This is a genomic window from Mycobacterium sp. ABE4_509 (assembly GCF_056160785.1).
The window spans coordinates 25,009-46,094 of record NZ_JBSWXU010000029.1 but is presented as its reverse complement, the minus strand read 5'-3'; the positions used below and the strand labels follow the sequence as shown (position 1 = coordinate 46,094).

At 68.9% G+C, this 21,086-nt stretch carries 16 protein-coding genes; 11 read left to right on the top strand and 5 right to left on the bottom strand.

Annotated elements, in window-relative coordinates; translation table 11 throughout:
* The 4 genes from gatA to ACXAID_RS09190 all read left to right on the top strand — a co-directional run.
* The coding region (gene gatA / locus ACXAID_RS09205; protein ID WP_475021889.1) for an Asp-tRNA(Asn)/Glu-tRNA(Gln) amidotransferase subunit GatA at positions 1-1,282 on the top strand (1,282 nt) is incomplete at its 5' end.
* Between the two features lie 46 nt (positions 1,283-1,328).
* Positions 1,329-2,360, top strand: coding sequence for an ATP-dependent 6-phosphofructokinase (locus ACXAID_RS09200; RefSeq protein WP_475021888.1), 1,032 nt, complete (start codon positions 1,329-1,331; stop codon positions 2,358-2,360).
* Between the two features lie 34 nt (positions 2,361-2,394).
* Entirely contained in the window at positions 2,395-3,897 is a 1,503-nt protein-coding gene (gatB, locus tag ACXAID_RS09195; protein WP_475021887.1) for an Asp-tRNA(Asn)/Glu-tRNA(Gln) amidotransferase subunit GatB, read from the top strand.
* A gap of 7 nt (positions 3,898-3,904) precedes the next feature.
* Entirely contained in the window at positions 3,905-5,272 is a 1,368-nt protein-coding gene (locus ACXAID_RS09190; protein WP_475021886.1) for a sensor histidine kinase, read from the top strand.
* Between the two features lie 3 nt (positions 5,273-5,275).
* Here ACXAID_RS09190 and ACXAID_RS09185 read toward each other — a convergent pair whose 3' ends face one another.
* Positions 5,276-8,404 (bottom strand): hypothetical protein, encoded by a 3,129-nt coding sequence (locus tag ACXAID_RS09185; RefSeq protein ID WP_475021885.1) that lies wholly within the window; start codon positions 8,402-8,404, stop codon positions 5,276-5,278.
* Positions 8,405-8,613: 209 nt separating this feature from the next.
* Positions 8,614-9,747, bottom strand: a complete 1,134-nt coding sequence (locus ACXAID_RS09180; protein ID WP_475021884.1) for a PQQ-dependent sugar dehydrogenase — start codon at positions 9,745-9,747, stop codon at positions 8,614-8,616.
* Positions 9,748-9,873: 126 nt separating this feature from the next.
* Between ACXAID_RS09180 and ACXAID_RS09175 the strand changes: the two genes are divergently transcribed.
* Positions 9,874-10,704, top strand: coding sequence for a DoxX family protein (locus ACXAID_RS09175; protein WP_475021883.1), 831 nt, complete (start codon positions 9,874-9,876; stop codon positions 10,702-10,704).
* A gap of 53 nt (positions 10,705-10,757) precedes the next feature.
* Here ACXAID_RS09175 and ACXAID_RS09170 read toward each other — a convergent pair whose 3' ends face one another.
* Positions 10,758-11,153, bottom strand: a complete 396-nt coding sequence (locus tag ACXAID_RS09170) for a PH domain-containing protein (RefSeq protein WP_475021882.1) — start codon at positions 11,151-11,153, stop codon at positions 10,758-10,760.
* 373 nt (positions 11,154-11,526) lie between these two features.
* Here ACXAID_RS09170 and ACXAID_RS09165 point away from each other — a divergent pair, with 373 nt between their 5' ends.
* Genes ACXAID_RS09165 through ACXAID_RS09150 form a run of 4 tightly spaced genes read left to right on the top strand, consistent with a single transcriptional unit; the run spans position 11,527 to position 15,574 of the window.
* Entirely contained in the window at positions 11,527-13,353 is a 1,827-nt protein-coding gene (locus ACXAID_RS09165; RefSeq protein WP_475021896.1) for an acetolactate synthase large subunit, read from the top strand.
* Positions 13,350-13,862, top strand: coding sequence for an acetolactate synthase small subunit (ilvN, locus tag ACXAID_RS09160; RefSeq protein WP_475021881.1), 513 nt, complete (start codon positions 13,350-13,352; stop codon positions 13,860-13,862). The genes ACXAID_RS09165 and ilvN overlap by 4 nt, the downstream gene beginning before the upstream one ends.
* Positions 13,863-13,914: 52 nt before the next feature.
* Entirely contained in the window at positions 13,915-14,916 is a 1,002-nt protein-coding gene (gene ilvC / locus ACXAID_RS09155) for a ketol-acid reductoisomerase (RefSeq protein ID WP_475021895.1), read from the top strand.
* A 37-nt stretch (positions 14,917-14,953) separates the two neighbouring features.
* On the top strand, positions 14,954-15,574 hold the full coding sequence (locus ACXAID_RS09150) for a DUF3159 domain-containing protein (protein WP_475021880.1): 621 nt from the start codon (positions 14,954-14,956) through the stop codon (positions 15,572-15,574).
* A gap of 49 nt (positions 15,575-15,623) precedes the next feature.
* Here ACXAID_RS09150 and ACXAID_RS09145 read toward each other — a convergent pair whose 3' ends face one another.
* Complete coding sequence (locus ACXAID_RS09145) at positions 15,624-17,081, bottom strand: phytoene desaturase family protein (protein WP_475021879.1); 1,458 nt, start codon at positions 17,079-17,081, stop codon at positions 15,624-15,626.
* A gap of 59 nt (positions 17,082-17,140) precedes the next feature.
* Here ACXAID_RS09145 and serA point away from each other — a divergent pair, with 59 nt between their 5' ends.
* Both serA and ACXAID_RS09135 read left to right on the top strand, forming a co-directional pair.
* Positions 17,141-18,727 (top strand): phosphoglycerate dehydrogenase, encoded by a 1,587-nt coding sequence (gene serA, locus ACXAID_RS09140; protein WP_475021878.1) that lies wholly within the window; start codon positions 17,141-17,143, stop codon positions 18,725-18,727.
* Between the two features lie 8 nt (positions 18,728-18,735).
* The gene (locus tag ACXAID_RS09135) at positions 18,736-19,746 is read left to right on the top strand and encodes a 3-isopropylmalate dehydrogenase (RefSeq protein WP_475021894.1); all 1,011 of its coding nucleotides are present in this window, start codon (positions 18,736-18,738) and stop codon (positions 19,744-19,746) included.
* A gap of 30 nt (positions 19,747-19,776) precedes the next feature.
* Here the strand turns inward: ACXAID_RS09135 and ACXAID_RS09130 are convergent, their stop codons facing one another.
* Complete coding sequence (locus ACXAID_RS09130; RefSeq protein WP_475021877.1) at positions 19,777-21,003, bottom strand: MFS transporter; 1,227 nt, start codon at positions 21,001-21,003, stop codon at positions 19,777-19,779.
* Positions 21,004-21,086: the final 83 nt, after the last annotated feature.

The following is a 21,086-nucleotide window of genomic DNA, read 5'->3' as shown; positions in this document are numbered from 1 at the left end:
GCCCGCCTCGCCGCTGGCCGGCGTCCCGCTGGCCCTCAAGGACGTGTTCACCACCGCCGACATGCCCACCACGTGCGGGTCGAAGATCCTCGAAGGCTGGATGTCGCCGTACGACGCGACGGTCACCGCACGGCTGCGAGCGGCCGGGGTCCCGATCCTCGGCAAGACCAACATGGACGAATTCGCGATGGGCAGCTCGACTGAGAACTCCGCGTTCGGCCCGACCCGCAACCCCTGGGACGTCGAGCGGGTGCCCGGCGGCTCCGGCGGCGGCAGCGCGGCGGCACTGGCCGCCTTCCAGGCCCCGCTGGCCATCGGATCCGACACCGGCGGCTCGATCCGGCAGCCGGCGGCCCTGACCGCGACGGTGGGTGTCAAACCCACCTACGGCACGGTGTCGCGGTACGGGCTGGTCGCCTGTGCGTCCTCGCTGGACCAGGGCGGGCCGTGCGCGCGCACCGTGCTCGACACCGCGCTGCTGCACGCCGTCATCGCCGGCCACGATCCGCACGATTCCACTTCGGTGAAGGCCGCGGTCCCCGACGTCGTCGGTGCGGCCCGCGCGGGAGCCTCCGGAGACCTCAAAGGCCTGCGGGTCGGGGTCGTCAAGCAGCTGCACAGCGGCGAGGGCTACCAGCCCGGCGTGTTGAGCGCCTTCAACGCGGCGGTCGAGCAGCTCACCGCGCTCGGCGCCGCGGTCAGCGAGGTCGACTGCCCGCACTTCGACTACTCGCTGCCCGCCTACTACCTGATCCTGCCCTCGGAGGTGTCGTCGAACCTGGCCAAGTTCGACGGCATGCGCTACGGCCTGCGGGTCGGCGACGACGGCACCCACAGCGCCGAGGAAGTGATGGCGTTGACCCGTGCGGCCGGATTCGGGCCCGAGGTCAAGCGACGCATCATGATCGGTGCCTACGCGTTGTCGGCCGGCTACTACGACGCCTACTACAACCAGGCGCAGAAGGTGCGCACGCTGATCGCGCGCGACCTCGACGAGGCCTACCAGAAGGTCGACGTGCTGGTCTCGCCGGCCACCCCGACCACCGCGTTCCCGGTCGGGGAAAAGGTCGACGACCCGCTGTCGATGTACCTGTTCGACCTCTGCACGCTGCCGCTGAACCTGGCCGGGCACTGCGGGATGTCGGTGCCGGCCGGGCTGTCGCCGGACGACGAACTGCCGGTCGGTCTGCAGATCATGGCGCCCGCACTGGCCGACGATCGGCTCTACCGGGTGGGCGCCGCCTTCGAAGCTGCCCGCGGTCCGCTGCCGACGGCGGTGTAACAGGGCAAGATAGGGCACCATGCGGACGCGAGGAGCTGAATAGACCATGCGGATCGGAGTGCTGACCGGAGGCGGCGACTGTCCAGGGCTCAACGCGGTGATCCGCGCGGTGGTCCGCACCTGCGACGCCCGGTACGGCTCGACGGTCGTCGGATTCCAGGACGGCTGGCGCGGGCTGCTCGAAGACCGCCGCATCCAGCTCAAGAACGACGACCGCAACGACCGCCTGCTGGCCAAGGGCGGCACCATGCTGGGGACCGCACGCACCAACCCGGACAAGCTGCGCGCCGGGCTCGACGACATCAAACAGACGCTCGACGACAACGGCATCGACGTGCTGATCCCGATCGGTGGGGAAGGCACCCTGACCGCGGCCAACTGGCTCTCCGAAGAGGGGGTGCCGGTTGTCGGTGTGCCCAAGACGATCGACAACGACATCGACTGCACCGATGTCACCTTCGGTCACGACACGGCGCTGAACATCGCCACCGAGGCGATCGACCGGTTGCACAGCACCGCCGAATCCCATCAGCGGGTGATGCTGGTCGAGGTCATGGGCCGCCACGCCGGCTGGATCGCGCTCAACGCCGGCCTGGCCGCCGGGGCGCACATGACGTTGATCCCCGAGCAGCCGTTCGACGTCGAGGAGGTCTGCCGCCTCGTCAAGGCCCGGTTCGTCCGCGGCGACTCGCACTTCATCTGCGTGGTCGCCGAGGGGGCCAAGCCCGCTGAGGGCTCGATGCAGCTGCTGCAGGGCGGCATCGACGAGTTCGGGCACGAGCGCTTCACCGGGGTGGCCCAGCAGCTGGCGATCGAGGTCGAGAAGCGCATCAAGAAGGAGGTCCGCACCACGGTGCTGGGCCATGTCCAGCGCGGCGGCACGCCGACCCCGCACGACCGGGTGCTGGCCACCCGGTTCGGCGTGAACGCCGCCGACGCCGCCCATGCCGGTGAGTACGGGATGATGGTCTCCCTGCGTGGTCAGGACATCGGCCGGGTGCCGCTGGCCGACGCGGTGCGGCAGCTCAAACTGGTTCCGCAGAGCCGCTACGAGGATGCCGCCGCGTTCTTCGGCTGACAACCGGCGAAACACGACCCATTAGGATCGGGGTATGTCTGTCGCCACCGCCGAGTTGCTGGAATACGACGAGGTCATCGCCCGCTACGAGCCGGTGCTCGGTCTCGAGGTGCATGTCGAGCTGTCGACCGACACCAAGATGTTCTGCAGCTGCGCCAATCGGTTCGGCGGCGAGCCCAACACCCAGGTCTGCCCCGTGTGCCTGGGCATGCCCGGTGCACTGCCGGTGCTCAACCAGGTCGCCGTCGAGTCCGCGATCCGCATCGGTCTCGCGCTGAACTGCGAGATCGTGCCCTGGTGCCGGTTCGCCCGGAAGAACTACTTCTACCCGGACATGCCGAAGAACTACCAGATCTCGCAGTACGACGAACCCATCGCGATCAACGGCTACCTCGAGGTGCCCCTCGATGACGGCAGCACCTGGCGGGTCGAGATCGAGCGCGCGCACATGGAGGAGGACACCGGCAAGCTGACCCACCTGGGCAGCGAGACCGGGCGCATCGCGGGCGCGACCACGTCGCTGATCGACTACAACCGAGCCGGCGTGCCGCTGATCGAGATCGTCACCAAGCCCGTCGAAGGGGCCGGGGAGCGCGCCCCCGAGATCGCCCGCGCCTATGTGACGGCGCTGCGAGATCTGTTGCGTGGCTTGGACGTCTCGGACGTGCGGATGGATCAGGGCTCCATGCGCTGCGACTCCAACGTCTCCCTCAAGCCGATCGGCCAGGCCGAGTTCGGCACCCGGACCGAAACCAAGAACGTGAACTCGCTCAAGAGTGTGGAAGTCGCCGTCCGATACGAGATGCGCAGGCAGGCCGCGGTTCTGGAATCCGGCGGCGCCATCGTCCAGGAGACCCGGCACTTCCACGAGGACGGCTACACCTCGCCGGGCCGCAGCAAGGAAACCGCACAGGACTACCGGTACTTCCCCGAACCCGATCTGGAACCGGTGGCTCCCAGCGCCGGACTCGTCGACCGGCTGCGTGCGACCATCCCCGAGCTTCCGTGGCTGTCCCGCAAACGGATCCAGCAGGACTGGGGCATCTCCGACGAGGTGATGCGCGACCTGGTCAACATCGGCGCCATCGACCTGATCGCCGCGACCGTCGAGCACGGCGCCTCCAGCGATGCGGCGCGCGCCTGGTGGGCCAACTTCCTGGTGCAGAAAGCCAGAGAAGAAGGGGTGGAGCTGTCCGATTTGCCCATCACCCCGGCCCAGGTCGCCGCGGTGGTCAAGCTCGTCGACGACGGCAAACTGTCCAACAAGCTGGCCCGCCAGGTCGTCGAGGGGGTGCTCGCCGGCGAGGGCGAACCCGAGCAGGTGATGACCGACCGCGGACTGGCCGTGGTGCGCGACGACTCGCTGATCCAGGCCGCCGTCGACGACGCGCTCGCAGCCAACCCCGACATCGTGGAGAAGATCCGCGGCGGCAAGGTCCAGGCCGCCGGAGCCATCGTCGGAGCGGTGATGAAGGCGACCAAGGGCCAGGCCGACGCCGCGCGGGTTCGCGAACTGGTCATGGCGGCATGCAGCTAGCGGATCGGTGAACAAACGCCCGCAGGACCTGGTGTTCCGCATCCTGGCGCACCCGCTGCGGCTGCTGTCGCTGCGCTCGATCGTCATCCTCGCCCAGCTCGGGGTGATCATCCTGGTGCTGACCCTGGGTACCTGGGTGTGGGTGGGTGTCACCAACGACCAGCTCGACCAGCTCGACCGGCGGCTGGACTCGCTGTCCAGCCTCGGCGACGTCAACACGTTGCTGCGCAGCGCCGAGGACGGCGTCGGGCCCGAGCCCAGTGAGGGCGGGCTGGTGCGCACCGCGCGGTTGGCCGGCGCCACCGTCTCGATTCCCCCCGACATCGTGCTGCCCGAACTGCCCACGGGGTACGCGGACGCGACGATCGAGGGCGTCGAATACCGGGTGCGCACCATCAGCACCGGCAGCGCGTCCATCGCGCTCGGTGCGCCGCTGGCCGAGACGCAGTCCCGCATCGACTCGCTGCACTGGCGGGTGTTCTGGATCTGCGCATCGGTGATCGTGGGAACCCTGCTGGTCGGTTGGGTGATCTCGCTGATCATGGTCAACCCGTTCCGGCTGCTGGCTCAGCAGGCCCGCGCGATCAACGCCCAGTCCAACCCCGACGAAGTGCAGGTGCGCGGGGTCTGGGAGGCGGTCGAGATCTCCGAAGCGGTGGAAGGCATGCTCGCGCGGATCGGCGACGAACAGCAGCGCACCCGCGCAGCGCTGGAATCGGCACGCGACTTCGCCGCCGTGGCCTCCCACGAGCTGCGCACACCGCTGACCGCGATGCGCACCAACCTCGAAGTGCTGCTGACCCTCGACCTCGGCCCGGAACAACGCAAGGAGGTGATCACCGACGTGATGCGCACCCAGTCCCGGATCGAGGCGACGCTCGGCGCGCTGGAACGCCTGGCGCAGGGCGAGCTGACCACGGTGGACGAATTCGTCCCGGTCGACGTCGCCGAACTGCTCGATCGTGCCGCCCACGACGCGATGCACAACTACCCGGGCCTGGATGTCTCGCTGGCGTCGTCGACCTCGGTGCTGATGCTCGGGATGCCCGCGGGGCTGCGACTCGTGATCGACAACGCCATCGCCAACGCCGTCAAACACGGTGGCGCGACGCAGGTCCGGCTCAGCGTGGTGTCCTCCTCCGAAGGTGTCGAGATCGCCGTCGACGACAACGGCACCGGGGTGCCCGAGAAGGAACGGGCCGAAGTCTTCGAACGCTTCCACCGCGGCACCACCGCGTCGAGATCCGGATCCGGACTGGGCCTGGCCCTGGTCGCCCAGCAGGCCGAGATCCATGGTGGCACAGCGGCACTGGAGGTCAGCCCGATGGGCGGAGCGCGGCTGATGCTGCGCCTGCCCGGGCACGGGCCGCAGTAGCGATCAGAGGTTCGGCGGGCCGGGGTAGTCGGTGAGGCTGACGACCGGACCGAGGGTGGCCAGACCGGACGAGTTCTCCAGCCATTGGTCTCTGACGATCAGCGTGCTGTTGGGCAGGTTGATGATGAAGTCACCGTAGGTGCGAAGGTTGACGTCGCCCACCGACAGCGTCCCGGTGGAACCCGAGGGCACGTTCTGCTTCACCGTGGTGGATTCGGTGTCTTTCTCCTGCGTCTTTCCGGTGTAGAGGGTGATCGACTCGGCCTCGAGTTGCTGGACGAGGAACAGGCCCGACTTCTCCTTGATCTTGAGACCCCCGCCGACGGCCCAGCTCGTGGTCTCCGACTTGATGGTGGTCACGGTGTAGGTGAAATTGGCTGTCGTGGAGGCCTGGTTGTAGTTGTACTGACTGGGGTCGCCCACCCGATCGGTGAAGTAACTCTGGCCGGTGACATTGGCGCTGCACGAACCCGGGGTGGCGCCGGAGGCGGTGTAGTAACACGCCGCGTCGACGGCCACGCTGGCCAGGTTCGTGTTCGCGGTCAGGTCGACGGTGCTGGGGCTGGGGTTGATGATGTAGTAGATGTCGGCTTCCTGGGCCTCGTTCCGGCCGCCGTCCATACACGCACTGTTCTGGCAGCGCACAGCCGAACCTCCGTCGCCGAAGGTCACCAACTGCGCCTCGCTCACGGTGGTGGCCACGCCGTCGTTGCGTTGCCACTGCCATGTCGACTGGCCGCCACCGAACAGGTCGTAGTCCACTTCGCCACGCACCATCTGGTAGGGCTGAAGGATATAGCCGACCGCCGGATTGTCTTCGTCCTCGACCTCGCCGGACAACGCGATGAGCTTCTGCGGGTACGGCGTGAGGTTGACGATCTGGAATCCCTTTGTCCCCCCGGCGCGCGAGGAACCACCGCCGAGTACGACCGAAGGCAGGCGCAGGATCGCCTCAGTCTGGGCGACGACATACTTCACCAGCGCCGCGCCGAGCGGCATCGGAGCCGGACCGGATGCCTCAGTGGGTTCGTCGATGTCGGCCGGTGTCGGGGTGTCGGCCGGTGGTGACGCGTACGTGGGCGGGTTCGGGTCAGAGGTCGAGTTGGGGTTCGGGTCTGGTCCGGTGCCGATGTCGTAGTCAATGGTGGTCCAGATCGGCGGGCCCACTGGATTTCCGTTCTCGTCGACGGTGCCCTCGGGAACAGCGCTGACATACACGACGCCGGGAATCTCGATCGTCACGCCCTTGTCGACGATCGTCATGTCGACGGTGTCGTGGTACTCGGCGTAGGACAACTGGATCTGGCCGTACTTGCCTGGCGCGACGTTCACGGTCGCGCCCTGCTTGACCAGGATTCCCTCCGTCCAGGTGTGGCCGAACTTGGCCTGCAGGATCGCGTTGATCTCGCCCTGGAATGTCAGTGGCCCGAGGGTGAAATTGAGCCCGCCCCCGGCCAGTACCTTGAGGCTTTCGTCGATTCCGCTGGTCTTGGTCGTCTGGTGGCTCACCTCATAGGTGTTGGCCGAGGTCTCGGTCCCGTAGTTGAAAACGGTGTTGCCGACATTCTTCGACTCGGTGTATTTGACCTCCGACGAGATGGCTTCCTGGTCGCAGGTGCCCCGGTTGCCGCACATCGTCATGGCGACCACGCTCTGCGCCACCGGATCAGAGGTCGGGATGGTGATGGTGGTGCCGGCCTGGGGCAGGAAGACCAGGGTCTGCCGAACCGGAATGACCGATGCCCCGGTGACCGGCGTCGGGGTGTTGAAGACGTCGACCTGCATGCTGTCGCTGGTCGTCGTGGCGCTGACACCATTGAACAACACCGTCACATCGGCCCTGGTGGTGCCGTTCCCCCAATCCATGGTGGCCCGGATGGAGGTGTCTTCGTCGTTGTCCTTGTAGATCCCCATCTCGACCTGCTGCCCGCTCTCGAGGACGAAGCCGTCGTGTGGGCCGTAGGCCAGCGGTTCGTATGAGTCGAGATTCGTCAGGGTCAGCGCTGTGCCGGTCAGGTTGAGGAAGGTGACGCCCACCTCGGGCTGCGGAACCGGAATGTCGGTGCTGGACACGCAGTATCCATCCACGCACTCGCCGAGCCAGCCGTCGTCGCGGGGCGAGGCCATCAAGCCGAGATCCACGAACAGCTGCGTGACCGGCGCGAGCAGCGTCGCTACGGCCAGTTCGATGCGCTCGCCCACCTCGTTGATGACGGGATACTGGACGGCGTTGATCAACTCGGCCCTGGTGTCGGCGTCGCCCACTTCGCGACGGGCTGCGGCGGCGGCCAGCCACTCCATCGGCGAACCGAAGGTGTTGGTCAGCGGTGTGGCCAGCGACGTCAGCACCGACGCCACGACCCCGCTGGTCGCGTCCATGATGGCGCCGGGCAACGCGAGCAGGGTGGCAAGGGGACCGGGCGGCGCCGTCGTCGTGCTGGCGGTCTGTGCCGGGGTCTGCTCGGCGATCTGAACGGCGTCGACGGTGGCCGTCGGCCGGCTGCCGGGTTGCCCCTGCCCGGGTGTGCTCGAGGCACTGGCGTCCACGGTCGCCTCGGATTCGCTCGAGACACCGGCGTCCTCGGTCTCCTCGGTCTCGGGTTCCGGCTCTGCGCTCGGGGCGGCCGGGGTCTCGGTCACCGTGTCGGCGTCGGGGGCGTGACCGCGGCCGCTGGCGGCCTGCTCGGATCCGCTGACCGCAGCGGTGTCGACACCCGACTGTGGCTCGTCGGGAGCGTCGGTCTCGGTGTCGAGGTCGGTGGTGTCTTCGTCGGTCTCGGTGTCGGTCTCGGTGTCGAGGTCGGTGGTGTCCTCGTCGGTCTCGGTCTCGGTCTCGGTGTCGAGGTCGGTGGTGTCCTCGTCGGTCTCGGTCTCGGTCTCGGTCTCGGAGTCGCCGTCAGCGGTGTCGTCGTCGGCGGACCCCGCAGCGTCGGTGTCGGTGTCGTTCGCCGTCGATCTGGACGTGCCGGGTGAGCGGGTCGGAGACGACGTCGTGGCGGTTGCAGACGACGAGCCGTCGTCGTTCGACGGGTCGGCCACGGCGATGGGGGTCGCCGAGCTGGCCAGGGCAACCCCCAGGCCCACCGCCACGGTTGCGGCCGCCGCACGGGTGCCGAGCAGTGCTGGTTTCATCGAGCCCTCCGACGGTAGCGGTGAGTGCGCCGGACGATCTCGCGGCAGCGAACTACTTATATCGCCTGCAAAGAGTTGCGGCCGCGCAGGTTCCATCTGTTCAGCAGAACAAGTGGTTCCGTTCGATCAGGCGATGTCCGCTGCTCACCCAGCGACTGGAGCGCCGTGGAACATCTTGCCGTTCAGCTTGTTTGACGCCGAGGGACGGATCAGGTCTTCTCGTCGTTGGCCCGCGGGAACCCGCCGCCCTGCGGGAACAGTGGGAACACCACGTCGTCGAGTTTCTCGGCGTCGCCGGCGGTCTTGTTGACCGTGGCACCCCAGATGTTGCCGTCCGGGGACACCTCCAGGGCCCACGCGTGACCGTGCTGACCGTCGCGGACCACTTCCGGCTCGCCGGTCACCGCACCGGTGTCGGGCGAGAGCCGCACGGCGACTGTCTGTTTGGTGTCGACCAGGTTGACCAGCACGGTGCCGTCGAGCGCCGCGCAGCCGGCCGCACCGGGACCGTCGGGCCAGGTCCACACCTCGGAGACCACCGAGTCCTTGGTGATGCGCTGCAGCCGGTCGCCGGTGGCGGTGCGGTCGGTGACGTAGAGCGAGTCGTCGGCGGGGTCGACGCACATTCCGCCGGCCTCGCCCAGACCGGACAGCGCGGTGGTGGTGGGCGCCTGGTCGACGGTGGTGGGTTGTTCGATGCGCAGCAGCTTGCCCGCCATCGAGCCCGGGTCCGAGGCCTGCGCCGGATTGCCGGCATCGCCGGTCTGCACCACCAACGTGGTCGGGCTGGTGAAGATCAGCGATCCCCGGTTGCCGGTCGCTCCCTTCGGGATGCCGGTCAGGATCGGTTTGGGGACGTCACCGTCGGCGATGCGGATCACCTGGTTGTCGGTCGGGGTGCTCACGTAGGCGTACATCAACCGGTCCTGCGAGTACGTCGGTGACAACACGATGTCCATCAGGCCGCCGTCGCCGGCCGGGTCGACCGGGAGCACCGTCTTAACCGTCGGTTCGGCGCGTACGGAAACCTGCTTGACCGTGCCGGAGAGCCGTTCGGCGACCAGGGCCGACTGGCTGTCGGGCAGCATGATGAGCCCGCTGGTGGATTCCAGGCAGCCCTGCATCACCCCTGGGGCCGGGCATTCCTTGGGGAAGGGTTTGGCCGGCAGCGGCGGCGGGGGAGGAGGTGTCGACGTGGGCCCGGGGGCGAGTTCGGGTTCGGTGGTGAACGGCTGCGACTGGGCCGAATCGAACCGGGCGCAGCCGGCGCCCGCCAGCAGTGCGGCACACATCAAGGCGCGCACCACGACACTGGCTGCTCTCGTCGACCGGCGCTGACTCATGCTGGCCAGGTTACGTATCGTTCCGCAGTGCGCGCCACGCGCTGCCCGCTCGTCCTGCGCAAACAGGTGCGGGGCGCGCCGCGCCAATTCCCGAACAGGCGCTGACGAGCACTTACCCTGACAGGTGTGACGAGTCCCCATGACCCCAGCGCCTGGCAGCGGCCCGACGACTCGGGTGGCCGGCCCGCGTCGGCACGGCTGGTGGACCCCGAGGACGACCTGCATTCACCGAATTTCGGGGGCGAACCCGAAACCACCGCGATTCCGCGGTACGACACCCCCAAGTCGTCCGACGACAACTCGTTCGGGCTGATGAGCGATCCCGAACCGCTGCCCTACGTGCAGCCGTCCTCGGGTCTGGCACCCGGGGCATACGGTTCGACGGCGGCGCCCACCGAGGTCGGTGGCGATCACCCGGGCGGTGACGGCGACCGTCGGGGCACCCAGGATCTCGGCTTGATGCTGCTGCGGATCGCGGTCGGGGCGTTGTTCATCGGGCACGGTCTGCAGAACCTGTTCGGCTGGTGGGGCGGTTCCGGCCTGGACGGCTTCCGCGACTACCTGACCGGGGTGGGCTTCCAGTACCCCGACATCCTGGCCTACGTGGCGGCCGGCGGGCAGATCGGCGCCGGCGTGCTGCTCGTCGTGGGCCTGTTCACCCCGGTCGCGGCCGCCGGGGCGCTGGCCTATCTGGTCACCGCGACGATCGCCGAGGTGGCCGAGGCGCACGCCGACGCCCGGTTGTCGGCGTTCCTCACCGACGGCCACGAGTATCAGGTGTTCCTGCTGGTCGCTGTGGCGGCGATCATCCTCGTCGGGCCGGGGCGCTACGGGCTGGACGCCGGGCGTGGCTGGGTCCGTCGACCGTTCATCGGCTCATTCGCCGCACTGGTGCTGGGGGTGGGCGCGGGCGTGGCGATCTGGGTCCTGCTCAACGGCGCCAACCCCTTGGCGTGACGGCCTGAGCCAACCCCTTGGCGTGACGGCCTGAGCCAACCCCTTGGCGTGACTCACTCGTACGGGTTGGGTACCCGGCCGCCGCTGGCCGCGGTCAGCAGCGGCAGCGTGGAGAACGTCACCGCCGGCAGGGACACCTCGGTGCCGTCGTGGCGGCGGGCCAGCGCCCACGCCCGGCGTCCGAAACGCAGGCCGGCGATGTCGTCCCACCGGATGGTCTGGCTGCCCAGCAGCGTGCGCGCGGTGACGGCGTCGCGGTCGGCGATCGTGCGGTAGCGCACGACCACCAGGGATGCGAACACCGGGATCAGCAGCAGCAACGCCCACCAACCGGGTCCGGCCATCACCACCGAGAGCAGCGCGACGGTGAGGATCAGCACCGCGATGTGCGCCATCGGGGAGATCTTGATGACGATGGGGGTCGACGCCGACGCCGAGGGGGTGCCCATGCGGCCATCATCCCATCGTCGCTTCCGGGCCCGGCTGCTGCGTCGTCGCAGTCGGCAGGAATTTGACCTTTCGCCAGTTCGGCGGCTACCGTCGTGTGCTATGTGGACCACCCCGGGATTGCTCGGCGACGGCGCTGCGGCGCTGACTTCGCTCGTAGTAATTGGGTTGCGCGTTGATGCCGCGCTAGCCCCGTGCCGGGCGTAGCACCACAGCATCGACGCGCAACCCTCGTTCAGCCGCCGGGCTGACGGGGGTTTTTTCTTGCCCGATCGACAACCTGACCGCCAGACCGAATCAGCGAAGATTCGCCGACACAAGAGGACCGAGGACATCGTGAGCGCACCCACCACGCGACCACCCGAGCAGTCGGACATGCCGTCCAACGGCGGTCACCGCGCGCCGGCCAGTGCGAACCTGGCCCCCGCGCAGCCGAAACGGATTGCCCCCCAACAGCTCACCGGAGCCGAAGCGGTGATCCGGTCGCTTGAGGAACTCGACGTCGAGGTGGTCTTCGGCATCCCCGGTGGCGCGGTCCTGCCGGTCTACGACCCGCTGTTCGACTCCCAGAAGCTGCGTCACGTGCTGGTGCGCCACGAGCAGGGCGGCGGCCATGCGGCCAGCGGATACGCCCACGCGACCGGACGTGTCGGGGTGTGCATGGCGACGTCGGGTCCCGGTGCCACCAACCTGGTCACACCGCTGGCCGACGCCTACATGGATTCGATCCCGATGGTCGCCATCACCGGTCAGGTCGGGCGCGGGCTGATCGGCACCGACGCATTCCAGGAAGCCGACATCTCCGGCATCACGATGCCGATCACCAAGCACAACTTCCTGGTCCGCAACGGCGACGACATCGCCCGCGTCATCGCCGAGGCGTTCCACATCGCCGCGAGCGGACGCCCCGGACCCGTTCTCGTCGACATCCCGAAGGACGTCCTGCAGGGGCAGTGCACATTCGCCTGGCCGCCGCAGTTCGAGCTGCCCGGCTACAAGCCCAACGTCAAGCCGCACAACCGCCAGATCCGCGAGGCCGCCAAACTGATCGCGGCCGCGCGCAAACCGGTCCTCTACGTCGGCGGCGGCGTGATCCGCGGTGAGGCGACCGATCAGCTGCTCGACCTGGCCGAACTGACCGGCATCCCGGTGGTCACCACGCTGATGGCGCGCGGGGCCTTCCCGGACAGCCACCCGCAGCACATGGGCATGCCCGGCATGCACGGCACCGTCTCGGCGGTGGCGGCGCTGCAGCGCAGCGACCTGCTGATCGCGCTGGGCACCCGCTTCGACGACCGGGTGACCGGCAAGCTGGACTCGTTCGCCCCCGAGGCCAAGGTGATCCACGCCGACATCGACCCCGCCGAGATCGGCAAGAACCGGGACGCCGACGTGCCGATCGTGGGCGACGTCAAGGCCGTGATCACCGATCTGATCGAGGCCCTGCGCCGGGACGGCACCATCGGCGCGATCAACACCGACAACTGGTGGGAGTACCTGCGTGGGGTCCAGTCGACCTACCCGCTGAGCTACGGTCCGCAGAGCGACGGCAGCCTGTCGCCGGAGTTCGTGATCGAGACGCTGGGCAAGATCGCCGGATCCGACGCCGTCTACGTCGCCGGAGTGGGCCAGCACCAGATGTGGGCTGCGCAGTTCATCTCCTACGAGAGCCCCAAGACGTGGATCAACTCCGGCGGTCTGGGAACCATGGGCTTCGCGGTGCCCGCCGCGATGGGCGCGAAAATGGGCCGCCCCGAGGCCGAGGTGTGGGCCATCGACGGTGACGGTTGCTTCCAGATGACCAACCAGGAGCTCGCGACCTGCGCGATCGAGGGCGTGCCGATCAAGGTCGCCGTGATCAACAACGGCAACCTGGGCATGGTGCGGCAGTGGCAGACCCTGTTCTACGAAGAGCGCTACAGCCAAACCGATCTGGCCACCCATTCCCGGCGGATCCCGGATTTCGTGAAGCTCGCCGAGGCGCTGGGCTGTGTGGGCCTGCGGTGCGAACGCGCCGAGGATGTCGCCGAGGTCATCGAGCAGGCTCGGGCGATCAACGACCGTCCGGTGGTGATCGACTTCATCGTCGGCGCCGACGCCCAGGTGTGGCCGATGGTCGCCGCGGGCACCGGCAACGACGAAATCCAGGCAGCACGTGGCATCCGGCCACTGTTCGATGATCCAGAAGAGGGACACGCATGACCACCGCTGCGCCGCGCACGCATACGCTGTCGGTGCTTGTCGAAGACAAGCCCGGTGTTCTGGCCCGTGTGGCCTCGCTGTTCTCCCGGCGCGGCTACAACATCCAGTCACTGGCCGTCGGAGCGACCGAACAGAAAGACCTGTCCCGCATGACGATCGTGGTCGACGTCGAGGACTCGCCGCTCGAGCAGATCACCAAGCAGCTCAACAAGCTGGTCAACGTGATCAAGATCGTCGAGCAGGAGGAGGCCAACTCGGTGTCCCGCGAGCTCGCGCTGATCAAGGTCCGGGCCGACGCGGCCAGCCGGGGTCAGGTCATCGAGGCGGTGAACCTGTTTCGCGCCAAGGTCGTCGACGTCTCCAACGAGTCACTGACCGTCGAGGCGACCGGAACCCAGGAGAAGATCGAGGCGCTGCTGCGTGTGCTGGAGCCCTACGGGGTCCGCGAGATCGTGCAGTCCGGCGTGGTCTCATTGGCCCGCGGACCACGTGGCATCTCCACCAAATAGAACCCGCACCGGGAAAGACAAGTAAGGAAGATTCACGAATATGGCAGTTGAGATGTTCTATGACGACGACGCGGACCTGTCGATCATCCAGGGCCGGAAGGTCGGCGTCATCGGCTATGGCAGCCAGGGTCACGCCCACTCGCTGAGCCTGCGCGACTCCGGCGTCGAGGTCAGGGTCGGCCTCAAGGAGGGCTCGAAGTCACGAGACAAGGTCACCGAGCAGGGTCTGGAGGTCGGCACCCCGGCCGAGGTTGCCAAGTGGGCCGACGTGATCATGCTGCTGGCGCCCGACACCGCGCAGGCCGACATCTTCACCAATGACATCGAGCCCAACCTCGCCGACGGCAACGCGCTGTTCTTCGGCCACGGGCTCAACATCCACTTCGGTCTGATCAAGCCGCCGGCCAACGTGACGATCGGGATGGTCGCCCCGAAGGGGCCCGGCCACCTGGTGCGCCGGCAGTTCGTCGACGGCAAGGGCGTGCCGTGCCTGATCGCCGTCGAGCAGGACCCCAAGGGTGAGGGCCAGGCGCTGGCCCTGTCCTACGCCAAGGCCATCGGCGGGGCGCGGGCCGGGGTGATCAAGACGACGTTCAAGGACGAGACCGAGACCGACCTGTTCGGTGAGCAGGCCGTGCTGTGCGGCGGCACCGAGGAACTGGTCAAGGCGGGCTTCGACACCATGGTCGAGGCCGGCTACGCGCCCGAACTCGCCTACTTCGAGGTGCTGCACGAACTCAAGCTGATCGTGGACCTGATGTACGAGGGCGGCATCGCCCGGATGAACTACTCGGTGTCCGACACCGCGGAGTTCGGCGGGTACCTGTCCGGCCCGCGGGTCATTGATGCCGGCACCAAGGAGCGGATGCGCGAGATCCTCCGGGACATCCAGGACGGCACGTTCGTCAAGCGCCTGGTGGCCAACGTCGAGGGCGGCAACAAGGAGCTCGAGAAGCTGCGCAAGGAGAACGCCGAGCATCCCATCGAGGTCACCGGCAAGAAGCTGCGCGACCTGATGAGCTGGGTGGATCGCCCGATCACCGAAACCGCCTAACAGGCGCTCAACGCGGCGATCTGTACGCTCGGATCACATGACGGGCGTACAGACGCCGGGTGAGCGGTTGCTCGCTCGCACAGGCGGATTCCGCGGGCTGGTCTACACCGCGCTGCCGGTGGTGACCTTCGCCGCGACCAATGCGTTCGCCGGCCTGGGTGCCGCGCTCATCGCGGCGCTGGGTGCCGCGGCGCTGGTGACGGCCTGGCAGCTGTGGCGCCGGGAGTCGCTGCGGCCGGCGTTGCTGGGGTTCGCCGGTGTGGCGGTCGGGGCGGCGTTCGCGCTGGTCACCGGTCGCGCCAAGGATTTCTACCTGCCGGGCATCTGGATGTATCTGGGTGCCGCGGTGCTGTTCGCCGGCTCGGTTCTGGTGGGCCGGCCGCTCATCGGGGTGGTGTGGGCGTGGGTGACCGGCCGCGACGACAGCTGGCGGCGGATCCGCCGGGTGCGGCTGGCCTTCGATCTGGTGACGCTGGGTATGGCGATGATCTCAGCCACCCGGTTCGCCGTGCAGTACCACCTGTACGAGACCGATCAGGAGGGCCTGCTGGCGGTTGCCCGCATCGCGATGGGCTGGCCGGTGCTGCTGGTCACCTCGCCGATTCTCTACCTGGTGATCCGCTCGGCGATGCGCGCGCTGCCGCGCCCCACCCGGTGATTTCGGCGTGACCAGTCGCGCAAAGCGCGACTGGTCACGCCGAAATCGTTCAGGGTGTGGGGGCGAGCGAGGGCGCCTCGGTGATGCCGAACTCGTGCCGCAGCACCGAGCGGGCGGCGTAGTAGCCGGCCATCCCGTGCACCCCGCCGCCCGGGGGCGTGGCCGACGAACACAGATAGGCCCGCGGGATCGGGGTGGCCCACGGATCCCAGCGCAGTGCCGGCCCGGTCAGCGCACCGACCATGGTGTTGCCGCCGACGCCGATATCGCCGCCGACCAGGTTGGCGTTGTGCTCGGCAAGCCGCGCGGCCGGGACGCTGCGCACGCCGACCACCAGATCCCCGAACCCGGGCGCGAACCGTTCGAACAGCCCGATGACGGTCTCGGCCATGTCCACCGGCGAACCGGCGGGGACGTGGGCGTAGGTCCACAGCGGTCGTCTGCCCCGGGAGTCGATGCGCCCGGGGTCGGCCAGGTGGGGCAGCGCGGCCAGCACCATCGGCCAGTCCGGGTGGCGTCCGGCGGCGATCTCGCGTTCGGCCAGCGCCATGGTGGTCCGATCCCCGCCCAGGTGCAGCGTCGGGGCGTTCGCCAGCCGTGGATCCCGCCAGGGGATCTCACCGGACAGCACGAAATCGACCTTGGCCACGCCCGGTCCGTAGCGGTATCTCCGCAGCGTCCTGGCGTAGCTCGGTGGCAACGCATCACCGTAGATGCGCAGCAGCGCGGTCGGCGCGGTGTCGTAGAGCACGACTCCTGCCGGCGGGCTGGTGACCTCCTCGCCGAGCAGTACCTCACCACCGTGCGCGCGCAGGTCGGCGAGCAGGGCGTCGGGGATGGCCTGTGAGCCGCCGACCGGGATCGGCCAGCTCACGGTGTGCCCGAGGGTCGCGAGCATCAGTCCCGCGCCCGCGGAGACCAGCGAGGGCATCGGCGAGATGGTGTGCGCGGCGACACCGCTGAACAGTGCCCGCGCGTCCTCGCCGGCCAGGCTGCGCCAGGCTGCGGTGCCCTGGGCGAGCATCCGCGGAGCGATCCGCAGGGCGGCGGACATGCTCGGCGGAATCGAGCGTTTGTCGCCCAGCAGCAGCCCCACCACACCGTCACAGTCGGCCGCCAGCGGGCCGAGCAGCCGGCGCCAGGACGCACCGTCGGAGAGTTCGGCGCAGGTGCGGTCCAGATCGCGGTAGCCGACCGCGGCCGGGCGGTCCGGCAGCGGATTGGCGTAGGCGGTCTCGGGAGCCGACAGCGTGACACCGCGCGCGGGCAGATCGAACGCGGCGAAGAACGGTGAGGCCAGTGCCAGCGGATGCACTGCCGAGCAGATGTCGTGCGACACCCCGCTGTACTCCGGATCGGGCAGGGTGCGGGCTCCGCCACCTGCCGTCGGCTGCACCTCGATCACCCGCACCGCCAGCCCGGCCCTGGCGCACACCACGGCGGCGGCCAGGCCGTTGGGGCCGCTGCCGACCACGGTCACGTCGACACCCGACTCTGAGCTGGTCAACGCCCGGTAGCTTCTCCCGCCCACGACCCGGTTATAGCAGCCCGTTAGGCTGAAGCCTCGTGAGTCTGCCTGTTGTACTGATCGCCGACAAGCTAGCCGCCTCGACCGTGGAAGCCCTGGGAGACCAGGTGGAGGTCCGCTGGGTCGATGGCCCGGATCGCGAGAAACTCCTCGCCGCGGTGGTAGATGCCGATGCGCTGCTGGTGCGCTCGGCCACCACCGTCGATGCCGAGGTGCTGGCCGCCGCCCCCAGATTGAAGATCGTCGCCCGCGCCGGCGTCGGACTGGACAACGTCGATGTCGACGCGGCCACCGCGCGCGGGGTGCTGGTGGTCAACGCACCCACGTCGAACATCCACAGTGCCGCCGAGCACGCGTTGGCGCTGATGCTGGCCGCGGCCCGGCAGATCCCCGCGGCCGATGTCACGCTGCGCGAGCACACCTGGAAGCGCTCGTCGTTCTCCGGTACCGAGATATTCGGAAAGACCGTCGGCGTGGTGGGCCTGGGCCGCATCGGCCAGCTGGTGGCGCAGCGGGTGGCGGCGTTCGGCGCCCATATCGTGGCCTACGACCCCTACGTGTCGCATGCCCGTGCCGCCCAGCTGGGCATCGAGTTGCTGACCCTCGATGAGCTGCTCTCGCGCGCCGACTTCATCTCGGTGCACCTGCCCAAGACGAAGGAGACCGCCGGCCTGATCGGCAAGGAGGCGCTGGCCAAGACCAAGCCCGGCGTGATCATCGTCAACGCCGCGCGCGGCGGGCTGATCGACGAGCAGGCGCTCGCCGAGGCCGTCGCCGGCGGCCACGTGCGCGGCGCCGGAATCGACGTGTTCGCCAGCGAGCCGTGCACCGACAGCCCGCTGTTCGACCTGCCTCAGGTGGTGGTGACCCCGCATCTGGGTGCGTCCACCGCCGAGGCGCAGGACCGCGCGGGCACCGACGTCGCGGCCAGTGTGCAGCTGGCGCTGGCGGGGGAGTTCGTCCCCGACGCGGTCAACGTCGGCGGCGGTGCGGTCGGCGAGGAGGTCGCGCCCTGGCTCGACCTGGTCCGCAAGCTGGGCGTGCTGGTCGGGGTCCTCTCGCCCGAGCTGCCGGTGTCGCTGTCGGTCAACGTGTGCGGCGAACTGGCCAGCGAAGAGGTCGAGGTGCTGCGGCTGTCGGCCCTGCGCGGGCTGTTCTCGGCGGTGATCGAGGACCCGGTGACGTTCGTCAACGCGCCGTCGCTGGCGGCCGAGCGCGGCGTGGAGGCGTCCATCTCGACGGCCTCGGAGAGCCCCAACCACCGCAGCGTGGTCGACGTGCGGGCGGTGGGAGCCGACGGTTCGACGGTCAACGTCGCCGGGGCGCTGTCGGGGCCGCAGATGGTGGAGAAGGTCGTCCAGATCAACGGCCGCAACTTCGACCTGCGGGCCGAGGGAGTCAACCTGATCATCAACTACAACGATCAGCCCGGCGCGCTGGGCAAGATCGGCACGCTGCTGGGCGGCGCCGCGGTCAACATCCTGGCCGCGCAGCTGAGCCAGGACGCCGATGGTGAGGGGGCGACCATCATGCTGCGCCTGGACCGGCCGGTGCCGGCCGACGTGCTTGCCGAGATCGGCCGCGAGGTGGCCGCCGTGACGCTGGAAGTGGTGGACCTGTCGTGACCGCCGCGATGAGGCTGGCGGTGATCGCCGGAGACGGCATCGGCCCCGAGGTCATCGGTGAGGCGCTCAAGGTGCTCGACGCGGTGTTTCCCGGGGTGGCCAGGACCGAGTACGAACTGGGTGCCCGGATGTACCACCACACCGGTGAGGTGCTCCCGGATTCGGTGCTCGAGGAGCTCAAGGGCCACGACGCCATCCTGTTGGGTGCGATCGGTGATCCGTCGGTACCCAGCGGGCTGCTGGAGCGCGGTCTGCTGCTGCGTATCCGGTTCGAACTCGACCACCACATCAACCTGCGGCCGGGGCGGCTCTATCCCGGTGTGACGAGCCCGCTGGCGGGCGACCCCGACATCGACTTCGTGGTCGTGCGCGAGGGCACCGAGGGGCCCTACACCGGCAACGGCGGCGCGATCCGGGTCGGTACCCCGCATGAGATCGCCACCGAGGTCAGCGTCAACACCGCCTACGGGGTGCGCCGGGTGGTGCAGGACGCGTTCGGTCGCGCGCAGCAGCGGCGCAAGCATCTGACGCTGGTGCACAAGAACAATGTGCTGACCTACGCCGGGTCACTGTGGTGGCGGACCGTGCAGGCGGTTGCAGCGGAGTATCCCGAGGTCGAGGTGGCCTATCAGCACGTCGATGCCGCGACGATCCACATGGTGACCGACCCGGGCCGTTTCGACGTCATCGTCACCGACAACCTGTTCGGCGACATCATCACCGATCTCGCCGCCGCGGTGTGTGGCGGCATCGGGCTGGCGGCCAGCGGCAACATCGACGCCACCCGGACCAATCCGTCGATGTTCGAGCCGGTGCACGGCAGTGCCCCGGACATCGCGGGGCAGGGGATCGCCGATCCGACTGCGGCGATCATGTCGGTGGGTCTGCTGCTGGCTCACGTGGGTGAGCTCGACGCGGCAGCCCGGGTGGACAAGGCCGTCGAGGAGCACCTGGCGACCCGCGGGGACGCGGTGCGCTCGACCGCCGAGGTCGGGCAGCGCATCCTCGGGCTGCTGTAGGTCTGGCCGGCGCCTGTGTGCCGGCGGCCGCTATCGCTGGTCGCCGCTTCTGGTCAGGCCCAGCACCAGGCCCGCCGTCACCGCCACGACCGTGGCCAGGTAGACCCACAGGGCGGACTCGAAACCGATTGACTCCGACAGTGATCCGAAGCCGATGACGGGCAGCGCCAGCCCGGAGTAGGCCACCACGAAGGTGCTCTTGAGGGTGCCGCCACGGTGTTCGGGAGGGGCGGCGGCCAGCGCGGTGGCGATGGCTCCGGTCAGACAGAGGCCGGCGGTCGTCCCGGACAGCGCCGCCCCGATCAGCAGCACCGGCAGGCTGTGCTGCACCGCACCCAGTACGGCGACCGCGAAGCTGGGGGCCAGCAGGCACAGCGCGATGATCACCTGGCGCCTGGCCGGCCCGCGGGCGAGGAAGATCTGGGCCACCGCCGCGCAGGCGAAGACTATGAGGCTCAGCGACCCGCTGAGATCCTCGCGTTCGGCTCCGGCCAGGGCGCCCGCGATCAGGTTGGGCGCCTGTGACGCGAACAACCCGGTGATCGCGAAGGCCACCCCGGATGCCAGTGCGGCGCTCCAGAACAGCCTGCGGTGTGCCACCGGTATCGTCGCGCGCTGGATCCGGTAGCGCGGGCGCGGACGTGGCGGGGTCAGTGTCTCCGGCGTCAGCACGGCCATGGGCAGCGCGACGAGCAGCAACACCAGGGCGACCAGGTACGGGGTGAACAGCGGGTGCGGCAGCGTGCTGGCCACCAGCCCGGACATGGCCGCGCCGATGCCCAAGCCCCCGAGATTGCACGCCGTGGAGGTCACGCTGGCCAGCTGGGCCCCGCGGCCCGGCCGGGCGCGCTCATCGAGGTCGGTCAGGTAGGCGGTGGCCGCGGTGGTCACCATCCCGGTTCCGATGCCGCACAGCAGCCGACCGGTCAGAAGTGCCGGCAGGCTGGTCGACAGGCAGAACGTCAGTGCGCTGAGCGCGGACACCCCCGTTGCGCAGATCAGTACGGCGCGGCGGCCGAAGAGGTCCGACAAGTGGCCGGCGAAGACCAGCGCGGCGAGGATGCCGAATGCGTAGAACGCGAAAATGATGGTGGCGACGAGGTTTCCGTAACCTCCCTGCTGCTGGTAGAGGCGGTAGAGCGGGGTCGGGACGGTGCCCAGCACCGTGGTGGCGGTGAAGGTGCCCGCCACGATCCAGAAGGCCAGCGATGGACGGGCGCGCCCGATCAGGGTTCTGCTGCGTGGGGTCACGGACATGGCGAAATCTCCGGTCGTCAGGTGGCCACCGCGAATCCCAGGTCAGCAGAGGCGGGCGCGTCGCTCGACGCGGGGGAGTTCCC

What these genes read in the sequence shown, in the direction of transcription:
- ACXAID_RS09135 (WP_475021894.1), top strand. Translation starts at nt 18,736, where the DNA reads ATGAGGCTGGCGGTGATCGCCGGAGACGGCATCGGCCCCGAGGTCATC.
- ilvC (WP_475021895.1), top strand. Translation starts at nt 13,915, where the DNA reads ATGTTCTATGACGACGACGCGGACCTGTCGATCATCCAGGGCCGGAAG.
- ACXAID_RS09180 (WP_475021884.1), bottom strand. Translation starts at nt 9,747, where the DNA reads ATGAGTCAGCGCCGGTCGACGAGAGCAGCCAGTGTCGTGGTGCGCGCC.
- ACXAID_RS09165 (WP_475021896.1), top strand. Translation starts at nt 11,527, where the DNA reads ATGCCGTCCAACGGCGGTCACCGCGCGCCGGCCAGTGCGAACCTGGCC.
- ACXAID_RS09150 (WP_475021880.1), top strand. Translation starts at nt 14,954, where the DNA reads ATGACGGGCGTACAGACGCCGGGTGAGCGGTTGCTCGCTCGCACAGGC.
- ACXAID_RS09185 (WP_475021885.1), bottom strand. Translation starts at nt 8,404, where the DNA reads ATGAAACCAGCACTGCTCGGCACCCGTGCGGCGGCCGCAACCGTGGCG.
- gatB (WP_475021887.1), top strand. Translation starts at nt 2,395, where the DNA reads ATGTCTGTCGCCACCGCCGAGTTGCTGGAATACGACGAGGTCATCGCC.
- ACXAID_RS09130 (WP_475021877.1), bottom strand. Translation starts at nt 21,003, where the DNA reads ATGTCCGTGACCCCACGCAGCAGAACCCTGATCGGGCGCGCCCGTCCA.
- ilvN (WP_475021881.1), top strand. Translation starts at nt 13,350, where the DNA reads ATGACCACCGCTGCGCCGCGCACGCATACGCTGTCGGTGCTTGTCGAA.
- ACXAID_RS09200 (WP_475021888.1), top strand. Translation starts at nt 1,329, where the DNA reads ATGCGGATCGGAGTGCTGACCGGAGGCGGCGACTGTCCAGGGCTCAAC.
- ACXAID_RS09170 (WP_475021882.1), bottom strand. Translation starts at nt 11,153, where the DNA reads ATGGGCACCCCCTCGGCGTCGGCGTCGACCCCCATCGTCATCAAGATC.